This window comes from Marinobacter sp. UBA3607 (assembly GCF_002375525.1).
Taxonomy (GTDB): Bacteria; Pseudomonadota; Gammaproteobacteria; order Pseudomonadales; family Oleiphilaceae; genus Marinobacter; species Marinobacter vinifirmus.
Window position 1 is genome coordinate 1 of sequence record NZ_DFLY01000033.1, and the last position, 11,375, is coordinate 11,375.

11 protein-coding genes and 2 tRNA genes are annotated in these 11,375 nt (G+C 58.8%); 7 read left to right on the forward strand and 6 right to left on the reverse strand.

All coding sequences use genetic code 11. From position 1 onward, the window contains the following. Positions 1 to 98: 98 nt before the first annotated feature. From B2589_RS13065 to gltX, 3 genes are all read right to left on the reverse strand, one after another. Positions 99 to 174 (reverse strand) — tRNA-Glu (locus B2589_RS13065). 7 nt (positions 175 to 181) lie between these two features. Next, positions 182 to 257 (reverse strand) — tRNA-Ala (locus tag B2589_RS13070). A 116-nt stretch (positions 258 to 373) separates the two neighbouring features. Further along, positions 374 to 1,855 carry a glutamate--tRNA ligase gene (gene gltX / locus B2589_RS13075; RefSeq protein WP_286816884.1) on the reverse strand — a complete coding sequence of 494 codons (1,482 nt, stop codon included), beginning with the start codon at positions 1,853 to 1,855 and terminating at the stop codon, positions 374 to 376. Positions 1,856 to 1,995: 140 nt separating this feature from the next. On the opposite strand from gltX, the gene B2589_RS13080 reads away from it, so the two are divergent. After that, the gene (locus B2589_RS13080) at positions 1,996 to 2,922 is read left to right on the forward strand and encodes a zinc ABC transporter substrate-binding protein (RefSeq protein WP_286816885.1); all 927 of its coding nucleotides are present in this window, start codon (positions 1,996 to 1,998) and stop codon (positions 2,920 to 2,922) included. Here B2589_RS13080 and B2589_RS13085 read toward each other — a convergent pair. Beyond that, on the reverse strand, positions 2,899 to 3,813 hold the full coding sequence (locus B2589_RS13085) for an AEC family transporter (RefSeq protein ID WP_286816886.1): 915 nt from the start codon (positions 3,811 to 3,813) through the stop codon (positions 2,899 to 2,901). The genes B2589_RS13080 and B2589_RS13085 overlap by 24 nt on opposite strands. Before the next feature lie 257 nt (positions 3,814 to 4,070). On the opposite strand from B2589_RS13085, the gene rnk reads away from it, so the two are divergent. Together rnk and B2589_RS13095 are read left to right on the forward strand one after the other, a co-directional pair. Further along, entirely contained in the window at positions 4,071 to 4,457 is a 387-nt protein-coding gene (gene rnk, locus B2589_RS13090; RefSeq protein WP_286816887.1) for a nucleoside diphosphate kinase regulator, read from the forward strand. Positions 4,458 to 4,558: 101 nt separating this feature from the next. Then, the gene (locus tag B2589_RS13095; protein WP_286816888.1) at positions 4,559 to 5,737 is read left to right on the forward strand and encodes a cytochrome P450; all 1,179 of its coding nucleotides are present in this window, start codon (positions 4,559 to 4,561) and stop codon (positions 5,735 to 5,737) included. Positions 5,738 to 5,852: 115 nt separating this feature from the next. On the opposite strand, the gene selD is transcribed toward B2589_RS13095, so the two are convergent. Next, positions 5,853 to 6,890 (reverse strand): selenide, water dikinase SelD, encoded by a 1,038-nt coding sequence (gene selD / locus B2589_RS13100; protein ID WP_286816889.1) that lies wholly within the window; start codon positions 6,888 to 6,890, stop codon positions 5,853 to 5,855. Positions 6,891 to 7,131: 241 nt separating this feature from the next. Here selD and B2589_RS13105 point away from each other — a divergent pair, with 241 nt between their 5' ends. The 3 genes from B2589_RS13105 to B2589_RS13115 are packed head-to-tail and all read left to right on the forward strand — an operon-like array spanning position 7,132 to position 9,903. Next, a complete protein-coding gene (locus B2589_RS13105; protein ID WP_286816890.1) occupies positions 7,132 to 7,380 on the forward strand; it encodes a helix-turn-helix domain-containing protein in 249 nt (82 codons plus the stop codon). A 1-nt stretch (position 7,381) separates the two neighbouring features. Beyond that, entirely contained in the window at positions 7,382 to 8,707 is a 1,326-nt protein-coding gene (locus tag B2589_RS13110; RefSeq protein ID WP_286816891.1) for a type II toxin-antitoxin system HipA family toxin, read from the forward strand. Between the two features lie 32 nt (positions 8,708 to 8,739). Further along, positions 8,740 to 9,903, forward strand: a complete 1,164-nt coding sequence (locus tag B2589_RS13115; protein WP_286816892.1) for a trans-sulfuration enzyme family protein — start codon at positions 8,740 to 8,742, stop codon at positions 9,901 to 9,903. A gap of 70 nt (positions 9,904 to 9,973) precedes the next feature. On the opposite strand, the gene B2589_RS13120 is transcribed toward B2589_RS13115, so the two are convergent. Further along, the gene (locus B2589_RS13120; RefSeq protein ID WP_286816893.1) at positions 9,974 to 10,750 is read right to left on the reverse strand and encodes an SDR family oxidoreductase; all 777 of its coding nucleotides are present in this window, start codon (positions 10,748 to 10,750) and stop codon (positions 9,974 to 9,976) included. A 226-nt stretch (positions 10,751 to 10,976) separates the two neighbouring features. Here B2589_RS13120 and B2589_RS13125 point away from each other — a divergent pair, with 226 nt between their 5' ends. Further along, the gene (locus B2589_RS13125; protein ID WP_022988103.1) at positions 10,977 to 11,276 is read left to right on the forward strand and encodes a helix-turn-helix domain-containing protein; all 300 of its coding nucleotides are present in this window, start codon (positions 10,977 to 10,979) and stop codon (positions 11,274 to 11,276) included. The last annotated feature ends 99 nt before the right edge of the window (positions 11,277 to 11,375 follow it).

Genomic DNA, 11,375 nt, shown 5'->3' on the forward strand with positions numbered 1-11,375 from the left:
CCCCGTTGGGGAGTCTGACCCCTCGTCCGGACACAAAAAAACCGCCCGAAGGCGGTTTTTTTGATGGCTATCCGGTGGACTAAACCGTCAAGCCGTATTGGCGTCCCCTAGGGGGTTCGAACCCCTGTTGCCGCCGTGAAAGGGCGGAGTCCTAGGCCACTAGACGAAGGGGACTAGAAATTGGTGGAGCCAAGCGGGATCGAACCGCTGACCTCAACACTGCCAGTGTTGCGCTCTCCCAGCTGAGCTATGGCCCCTCAACGGATGCGTATATTAAGGATCCGCCCCTAGGCCGTCAACACCCGATTTCGCTTTTTTTAAAGTTTTTTGAACATCCCTGTTCACATCGTTCAATTATCCGACAAACCGCTTATTAAATACCCAAAGCGGCGTATTCTTTCTCTACTTTCTTGGTTTCTTTCTTGGAGAAACCACCCATTACGTCCAGTGCGGTGCGCAAACGGGCGCGGGTCATGTCCGGGCCAAGCAGGGCCATGGAGTCCATCACCGACCAGGAATTGGGCGTTCCGGCAATGGCCACGAAGATCGAGAACATGAAATCCCCCATCTTCAGGTCCATGGCCTTGGCCAGGGCCTTGATGTCGGCAAAGATGGTTTCCTTGCTCCAGTGGCGCTGGGCCTCCAGCTTCCACAGGGTGAACTGCAGCACCCGCTTGACCTGGGCTTCTTCCAGCTTGTTGTGGGCGAAGTCTTCCGGCTTCAGGTTCAGCATGCCACTGAACATGAACTGGGCCATCGGAGCTACGTCAGAGAACACCTCTGCCCTGCCCTTGATGTGCGGCACCAGCGCTTGCAGGTCGTCACAGTTGAACCACCACTGGTGCATCCGCTCCATGAACTGCTCGTCGCTCAGCTCATCGCGAATCCACTGGCCGTTCAGCCAGCGCAGCTTCTCTACATCAAACACCGGGCCACCGAGGGACACGCGCTGGATGTCGAAGTTCTCGATCATCTCATCCAGGGTGAACTTCTCACGCTCGTCCGGCATGGACCAGCCCATGCGGCCGAGGTAGTTGGTGACCGCCTCCGGCAAAAATCCCATGCGCTCATAGAAGTTGATGCTGGTGGGGTTCTTGCGCTTCGACAGCTTGCTCTTGTCCGGGTTACGCAGCAGCGGCAGGTGGCAAAGCTCCGGCATGTCCCAGCCAAAGTACTGGTACAACAGCTTGTGCTTGGGCGCGGAGTTGATCCACTCCTCACCCCGCAGCACGTGGGTAATGCCCATCAAATGGTCATCCACCACGTTAGCCAGGTGGTAGGTAGGCATGCCGTCGGATTTCAACAGGATCTGGCAGTCCACCTGGGCCCAGTCAATTTCGATGGTGCCCCGGAGCATGTCCTGGATCTCGCACACACCCTCGTCCGGCACCTTCATGCGGATAACGTAAGACTCGCCGGCATCCAGACGGCGCTTCACTTCGTCTGCCGGCAATTCCAGGTCACCCTTGATACCCGGGTTCAGGCCCTGGGCCTTGCGCTCTTCGCGGATGGCGTCCAGTTCTTCCGGGGTGCGGAAGCAATAGAAAGCATGGCCGGCAGTAACCAGGTCTTCTGCGTACTGGCCGTACATGTGCTTACGCTCAGACTGGCGATAAGGGCCGTGGGGGCCGCCCACATCGGGGCCTTCATCCCAGTTCAGGCCCAGCCAGCGCAAGGCCTTGAGAATATCCTGCTCGGATTCCGCCGTGCTGCGGGCCTGGTCAGTGTCTTCAATGCGCAGAATGAACTGGCCACCGTGCTGGCGTGCAAAACACAGGTTGAACAGGGCCACGTAGGCGGTACCAACGTGTGGATCGCCGGTGGGCGACGGGGCAATTCGGGTGCGTACTGTCATGAAACCATCCTGAAAATAAGTGGCCGATTTATAAAGGGCGCATTATAGCGGCCATGGGGCGGTTTCGCATGATCGGCTTTGCACCAACTGCCGTCAATGTAATATTATAACGTTTCAGGAAATCATCAGGATTCAGTACCATGAAACGCAACACCCTCTCTCTCGCCCTTGGCATGGCCGCGGCCGTTACCGCCTTTCCGGCCTCTGCCGCCAACGTTGTTACCTCCATCAAGCCACTGGAACTGCTGGTGAAAGCGGTGGCCGGCGACAGTGTTCAGGTTTCAACCCTGGTACCTCCCGGCTCCAGCCCCCACAACTACACCATGAAACCCTCCCAGCGCCGTGCCCTGGAACAGGCCGACGCCATCTTCTGGGTTGGGCCGGAGATGGAAACCTTCCTCAGCCGCCTGCTCGGTGGCCATGAATTCGACGGCAGGGTGGTGGCCTTTACCGACGTGCCGGAAGGCGAAGACGATCATCAAGTAGAAGAACACAGCGGCCATGATCACCACGACGACCATGGCCACGACCACGGAGACGGCGAAGACCCGCACATCTGGACAGACCCGCAACTGGCCCTGGACATGGCACGGGACATCCACGCCAGACTGGTCACGCTGGAGGATATGAAGAAAGAAGAACTGGACGCCAACCTGGCCCGGTTCGAGCAAGACCTGAATGCAGCAGAACAGGACATCAAAGCCAGCCTGGCACCGCTTCACAGCATCAGCCTGTTCGCCTACCACAGTGCCTTTGAACGCTTTGCCGAACACTATGAACTGAAGCTGGATGGCGTGCTCACCCTGAACCCGGAGCTGTCTCCCGGCGCCCGGCATATTGCCGAAGTGCAGGACAAACTGCGCCAGGCCAACCAGCCCTGCCTACTGACCGAACCCCAGTTCAACCGCCAGTGGTGGCGTTCCATTACGGAAGGCCTGAACGTGACCTTCAGCACCTGGGACCCGCTGGCCACCGATATCGAATCGACCAGCGAAGGCTACATCCGGTTCCAGCAATCCATTGCGGACGCTGTACTGGAATGCCTACCAGAACAGGCTCAACATTAACGGAATGGTGACCATCGCCAGCAAGGTCTGCCCGCTGATGATCCCTGCCATCAGCGGCGCATCACCGCCCAGCTGGCGTGCCAGGATGTAAGCCGAGGTGGCGGTAGGCAACGCTGCCAGCAACACCGCCACCTGCACCAACAAACCACTCAGCCCCAGCGCCCAGGCCAGCCCCACCACCATGGCGGGGAAGGCCAGCAGCTTCAACCCGGACGACACCAGGAAGGGCGCCGAAGCTCCTCGCAAGGCACTGAGCTGCAATCCAGCCCCAACTGTCATCAAGCCCATGGGCAGCGCCAGGTTACTCAGGGGCGCCAGGATGCCCGCCAACAGCGGATGGAAACCGATCTGGAACCAGCTCCAAAACACCCCCAGCACCGAGCCGACAATCAGCGGGTTGGTCACAATCGCCCGCAACACCTGAACCACGCTGACCTTGTCCTGCCCCGCCACCAGCGAGAACATCAGAATGCACAGCAGGTTCAGCAACGGCACCATAATGGCCACCGCGATGGCCGTCAGGGACAACCCGTCATCCCCCAGCAGCATTCCGCCCGCCGCCAGGCCCACATAGGAGTTAAAGCGAATAGCGCCCTGATACACCGAGGAAAATACCGGCCCGCTCCAGCGCCAGAACAGCTGAACCGCCACCAGCACCGCCGTCATCGCCAGTAGCATGGCCACAATCAGCAACGCGGTGTCGGCATAGGCCGAGGCCGGCAACCTGGCCTGCCCCAGCTTGAACACCAGCATGGCCGGGAAAAGAATGTAATAGGTGAACCGCTCCGCCTGGGGCCAGAAATCCCCGCCCGGGAAGTTCAGCCGCCGTAAAACATGGCCCAACATGATCAATACGAAAACCGGAAACAGGGCCTGTACAACTACCGGCATGCCATCATCCTTTTAACCGTTGCCATTTTGCTCTTTGGGGGTTAGATTCAGCCTATAGCATCCTATAACGGACTGATTCGAACAACGTGAACAGCCAGATTTCCTGTATTCACACATCCTCTTTGGCACTGCGGTCTTCCTCTGCGAACACCGGCAGGGCTGCTATCCGCCTCTGATTTCGCTGAATCCACCTTACAACCCTTCCGGATTCAGCGCTTAAAACCAAACATTGTTGAACCATTTTTCCGGAGATTTCTATGTCTGAATTACCCTCTATTACTGTTGCCGAAGAAGATTACAACCGCCTGAGCACCCTGCTCGAGCGCATGGCCGGCAAGTCCGACGTCGCCGACGGCCTGGAAGACGAACTCAGCCGTGCAGACCTCGTGCCCCTGGCAGAAATGCCCGAAGGCGTGGTCACCATGAACTCGCTGGTGCGCTTTGTGGATGAAGACGCCGGCAAAGAACACGAAATGATGCTGGTTTACCCACACGAAGTGGGCAATGCAGACCACAAGGTTTCCATCCTGGCCCCGGCCGGTGCCGCCATGCTGGGCCTGAGCATTGGCGACAGCATCGAATGGCCCATGAAAGGCCGCAAGCCCATCCACCTGAAGGTGGTGAGCGTTACCCGCGGCGCATAAGCAATTTCCTTTACAAATGTCATAAATTGACATTTCTCCAAATGGCCAGCGGCCTCCGGTGTTAGCCTGAAAGCAAGCTAACGAGACCATCAGGAGGCCGTATGACCGAACAGCGCCACGAAGACTGGGACCCAAGAGCCGCCAGCGTACAGAAAGACCAGATCCGCGCGTACGACGACATGCGCGAACGCTGCCCCGTGGCCTGGAGCGACTACCAGCAATGGACGCTGTTCCGCCATGCAGACGTGATGGCCGTACTGGAAGACCACGACACCTTCAGCAACGCCGTGTCTGCTCACCTGTCTGTTCCCAACGGCATGGACCCGCCCGAGCACACTCCCTATCGCAAAGTGATCGAACCCTACTTCGCCCCGGAACCCATGGCCCGGTTCGAACCAATTTGCCGTGAGATTGCCCGTGGGCTGGTAAGCCAGTTGGCCAAGGGGGAAACCGTGGATGTGGTCGATGCCCTCAGCCGCCCCTTCGCCCTGCATATCCAGTGCGCCTTCATGGGCTGGCCCGAGCGCCTGCACGAACCCCTGGCGGAATGGGTACGCAAGAACCACCGCGCCACCCTCGCCCGGGACCGCGATGCTATGGCCGCTGTGGCCCAGGAATTCGACGGCTACATTACCGACATGCTTGAAACCCGCCGCCAGGCTGGCGACCAGGCACCGGATGACGTCACCACATCGCTGATGCGCGAACAGGTGAACGGCAAACCCATGACCGATGACGAACTGGTCAGCCTGATGCGCAACTGGACCGTGGGCGAACTGGCCACTATCTCGGCCTCCGTCTCCATACTGCTGAACTACCTGGCGCAGCACCCGGCCTTAATGGCCGACCTGAAAGCCGCACCGGAGCTGCTGCCCGAAGCCATCGACGAAATCCTGCGCATGGACGCCCCGCTAATCTCCAACCGCCGGGTAACCACCCGCGAAGTCGAAATCGGCGGCCGCACCATTCCTGCCGGCGAGAAAATCACCATCCTCTGGGCCTCCGCCAACCGGGACGAAGCCGAATTCGGCAACCCGGACAGCTACTGCCCGCACCAGAACGCCAGCAAAAACCTGCTCTACGGCGCCGGCATCCACGTATGCCCCGGCGCCCCCCTGGCCCGCATGGAGCTGCAGGTATTCATGGAAGAATTCCTGAAACAGATATCAGCCGTAGAGAGCGCAGAAGGCCACCAACCAGAACGCGCCATGTTCCCCACCGGCGGCTTCAACCACCTGCCCCTCATCTTCCATGGGGGTCAGACCCCCGGTACATTTTGACCCACCAAATGTATTCGGGGTCTGTATTCGGGGTCTGTATTCGGGGTCTGACCCCGGATACAAAAAAGCCGCGCCGGGTGTGGTACCAGGCGCGGCTTTTTGATTGCGGGTGTTATCAGTCTTCGATAAACACCAGGCTCTCTTCGGAACCGGTCGCTTCCAAGCGACCCAGCGGCTGAAGCTCCAGCCCCTGCTCGCGGGCCTTGGCTTCGAAGGCTTCGCGGCTGCTTTCGGCTACGCTCACCATCAGGCCGCCACTGGTTTGCGGATCGCAGAACAGCAACTTGTCGGCCTCGGTCATGCCGGAGATGGCCTTGCCGAACGCCGCGGCGTTGCGGTGGGTGCCGCCCGGGATGCAGTCGGCATCAATGTACGGCTGCAGGTTTGGCAGGGTCGGAATCGCCTTGCGGCTGACGGTAGCCTTCAGGCCACTGCCCCGGCAGATTTCCAGCAGGTGGCCAGCCAGGCCGAAACCGGTTACGTCGGTCATCGCATTCACGCCATCAATCTGTGCGAACACCTCGCCCACCTTGTTCAGGGTCGACATGTTCTGCACCGCTACGGCCAGGTCTTCCGGCGTTACCTTACCCTTCTTGGAAGCACTGGTAAGAATGCCCACGCCCAGCGGCTTGGTCAGATACAGCAGGTCACCCGCCTTGGCGGTGTCGTTGCGGATAATGCGGTCTACCGCCACCTGGCCGGTCACCGCCAGCCCAAAAATCGGCTCTGGCGAATCAATACTGTGGCCACCGGCCAGTGCAATGCCTGCCTCGGCGCACACGGCACGGCCGCCATCAATCACCTTCGCGGCAATCTCCGGCGCCAGCTCATTCACCGGCCAGCCCAGAATCGCAATCGCCATCACCGGCTTGCCACCCATGGCGTACACATCACTGATGGCATTCGCCGCCGCAATCCGGCCGAAATCGTACGGATCATCCACCACCGGCATAAAGAAATCGGTGGTGCTGATCACACCAATCCCGTTGCCGATATCCGCTACCGCTGCGTCATCCCGGCTGCTGTTACCCACCAGCAGTTTCGGATCATGAAAATCCGGCATATCGGTGTGCAGAATCCGGTCCAGAACATCCGGCGCAATCTTGCAACCACAGCCCGCGCCGTGGCTGAATTCAGTCAACTTGATAGACAAAGCGTCATCCTTCTTTGGGTTGAAGCAACTCGGTTATCCTCTCAATACGCAACAGTCTACAATGCAGCCTACTCCCCGGCCAATAAAACCACCGGGGTCAGACCCCTCAAATTTTATCCGCCAAAGCGGATAATCCTCGCCATCGGGGTCTGACCCCGAACTCTTTATCCCAACAAGAGGATAAATAGACTTTATCCCCTGCAGGGTATATGGTTAAGAAAATCCGCTTAAGGGGATAAGTGTGAGAATCACATCACCGGAAATGCTGGCGCAGGCATTGAAGAACATCAGGAAGGAACGTCAGCTCAGCCAGAGCGTGGTTGCTGATAACGTTGGCCTGAAGCAGGCGACCCTATCTGGCTTCGAGAACAAGCCGGAGGCGTCTCGGGTTGAAACGCTGTTCAAGCTGCTTACCGCCCTCGATCTGGAGCTGCACCTGAGCGAGCGCGATGCAAAAAATGCCGAAGCTGGCTGGGACCAGGAGTGGTGAGATGTCACAACTGCTGGTAGCGCTCAACGGAATTGAGGTTGGCATTCTTAAAAAGGCCCGCTCCGGCGCGATGACTTTTCAGTACCTGAAAGATTGGGTAAACCGGCCTGGCGCGCGGGCTATCTCGTTATCCTTGCAGCTCACACTTGCACCCTACAAGGGTGAGAAAGTCTATAACTTCTTCGACAACCTGCTGCCGGATTCCGATACCCTTCGAGCTCGCATGCAAGCTCGCTTTCGTGTTGCCAGCAGTCACCCCTTCGATCTCCTTGCCAGCGTGGGCAGAGACTGCATTGGGGCCATTCAGCTATACCCCAATGGCATGGTGCTGCCTGACGTTACACAAACCAGGGCCAGGCCGCTGAACAACCGGGACATCGAGAACCTTCTGGCAGGCTATCAGGATGCGCCGCTGGGTATGGCCAAAGATCACGATTTCCGCATATCACTGGCCGGCGCACAGGAGAAAACCGCACTGCTGTGGCACCAGAATCAATGGCAACTTCCTCTGGGGTCGACGCCCACCAGCCACATCTTCAAACTACCGATTGGTTTTCTCGAACACAGCAACATTGATCTGCGCGAAAGCAGCGAGAACGAATGGCTCTGCCTTCAGATTCTCAAAGCCTTCGGCCTGCCAACCGCCAATGCAGACTTGGCGTGTTTCGGGAACCAAAACATCCTTATTGTCGAACGCTTTGACCGGAAATGGTCAAGTGATGGTTCCTGGCTGATGCGTCTGCCCCAGGAAGACTTCTGCCAGGCACTGGGCATTTCGCCCGCGCTGAAATATGAAAGTGATGGCGGGCCAGGTCTTCGGCAATGCATGAAGATTCTTGAAGGCTCGCAGAATGCCAGCCAGGACCGGGACACGTTTTTCAAAACCCAGCTCGTGTTCTGGCTTCTGGCCGCCATCGATGGCCACGCCAAGAACTTCAGTCTGTTCCTTGAACCCGGCTCGGCCTACCGCATGACGCTACTGTACGACGTCATTTCCGCCTATCCGCTGATGACTCAAGGAAGCCTGGCACCGGCACGCGCTAAGATGGCCATGTCTCTCAAAGGCCGCAATCGCCATTATCACTGGGCCAGAATGCTTCCCCGGCACTTTCTCTCAACTGCAAAGGCCATGGGCTTTTCGCCGACGCGGGCCGCCGCCATAATGGAAGAAACGGTGGCTCAAACCGAAGCCGTCATCGAATCCGTCAACGCGCGGCTACCCAATGGATTTCCGGCGAAAGTAGCTGACCCGATTCTCACCGGCCTTCGAGCACAAGCCCAGAAAGTGGGGTCTGACCCCGATCATTTTATCCCTTTCAACGGATAAGCCGAATCTCCTCCGCACAAACAGGAACCACCATGAACCACAAAGGCCCCGCCACCCGCATCATCCACAACCGCCGCCACAAGGATCAGTTCGGCAGCCCCTACTCGCCGGTGTACAACACCACCACCTACCGGTTCGAGAACACCGCCGCGTTGCTGGATGTGATTGAAGGGCGCAGCGAAGGCAACCTGTACACGCGCTGGGGCACCAACCCGAGCATTCGTGAACTGGAACAGGGACTGGCCGGGCTGGAGCAGGCGGAAGCGGCGCTGGCGTTTGGCTCGGGTATGGCGGCGATTTCTGCAACGCTGCTGGCCCACGGTCGCAAGGGAATTGTCTGCGTGGGGGACCTTTACGGCGGCACCCAGGAATTGCTTAAAAATCACTGCATGGCCCTGGGCATTCCGGTCACCTTCCTGTTCCGTGAAGAACAGAACCGGCTGGCACACGAGCTGGGCGAATCGGGCAAACTGGTGTATTTCGAAACCCCGGCCAACCCGAACATGGCCATCCTCGACATTCGCGCCATCGCAGAAACCGCCCACCAACACGGCGCCTTAGTGGCCGTCGATAACACCTTCGCCAGCCCCATCAACCAGCAACCGCTGGAACTGGGAGCAGACCTGGTACTACACAGCGCCACGAAATACCTCAGCGGCCACAGCGACATCACCGCCGGAGCCCTGATGGCCTCAGCCGAACTGGCCAAACCGGTCGCCGCCTGGAGGAAGAACCTGGGCCAGCTGATCGCCCCGGAAACCGCCGCCCTGCTCTCCCGCAGCCTGCGCACCCTGCCGGTGCGCATCCGCCAGCACAACGAAAACGCCATGGCGGTAGCTGAAGCCATGGAACAGCACCCGAAAATCACCAAGGTCCACTACCCCGGCCTGCCCTCCTTCGAAGGCCACGACCTGGCCCAACAGCAGATGACCGGCTTCGGCGGCATGCTCAGCATTGAAGTGGAAGGCGGCCAGCAAGCAGCTGAAAAAGTGGCAGATTCCCTGAAAATCTTCCTGCTCGCCACCAGCCTGGGCGGCGTCGAAAGCCTGGTCAGCCAACCCAGCGCCACCAGCCACCACGGCCTGAGCCGCGAAGAACGCCTGAAACGCGGCATCGGCGACGGCATGCTGCGCCTGTCCGTAGGCCTGGAAGATGCCGAAGACCTGATCGCCGACCTCAACCAGGCCCTCTCCTGATTCGGGGTCAGACCCCCGATAAATTATCCTCCAGAGCGGATTTTTATCGGCGGGTCAGACCCGCCACCGATCACCGGCTAACCAAAAAATCCGCCAACCGGCGCGTCATAAACCCCGGCAACAACTTGTTGGTGAACCACAACCCCCGGGCCCGCCAGCCCGGGATCACCATAAAGCGCCGGGCATCAATGCCCTTGCGAATCTGCCGCACCGCATAATCCAGCGGCAGGGTGCCGGCCATCAGTTTCAGGGCTTCCGTTTGCTTCGGCCTGTTCAGCCGCTCCGCTTCCACCATCGGCGTTTCCACCTCCGGCGGGCACACCACGGTTACATCAATCCCCTTCTGCGCCAGCTCAATCCGCAACACCTCCGCCAGCCCAACCACACCGTATTTCGAAGCGCAGTAAGCGGCATAACCGTAACAGCCCACCAACCCGGCCATGGAAGCAATCAACACCAACTGCGAGCCGGATTTCAGGTGAGGCAGCGCGCCCGCTACTACGTTGCGGGTGCCAACCAGGTTAATGTTGATCACCCGGGCGTAGGTGTCGTCATCAATCGCCTCGAAATCCGCCGCCACACAAATGCCGGCACAGTGAATCATTACATCCGGCTGTGCATCCCGTGCGGCCTCCGCAAACACCTCCCGCACCTGCTCCGGCCGGGTGACATCCATCGCAAACGCCCGCACCTTGTGCGCCCCGGCCAGCGCCGAAAGCTCCGCCACCGCCTGCTCCGCCGGCTGCACATCAAACAAAGTCACCGCTGCGCCCGTGCGCAAATAACTCCGCGCCAGCTGCAACCCGATACCACTGGCCCCGCCGGTAATAAAAACCTGTCGACTCATAAAACCCACACTCCGCTCATTGAACTTGTTATTCCGGTAAACTTACCAACCCACCCCGCCACAAACCTTGGCCCAACCGACACACTGCGGGGGTCAGACCCCCGATACATTTGGCCACACGAAATGTACTGGGGGTCTGACCCCGAATTGGTTGCATTCGGCGAAAATGAAACTAATATGATTCTATTATAATATTTTGAAACTTATACGTTGCCAGAAAGGACCCATGAGCAAAGTCCACGAACAGTTGAAAGATCGCCGCAAATCTCTTGAACTGCGCCAGCAGGATATGGAGATGCGCATCGGCATGCCTCGCCAGCAGTATCAGCGGCTTGAGTCTGGGGGTAATTCACGACTAGAAACCCTTGAACTAGTAGCCAAAGGACTGAAGATGCGAGTTATGCTAATACCAGAAGAGAAAGCGAGGGCTGTTGCGGCTTTTCTGGAAGGCAAGGCAGAACTAATCCCCAACTCCAACCCCATCGCAGACAACCCCTGGCAAGGCCTGTTAGACGAAGACGACTGATGTCGCAACACTGGCAAACCCTACACCCAGACTTCCGGATCGACTAAAAATCAACCAGCGGGGTCAGACCCCCGATATGAAGTGACCCCCGAAAGTTGG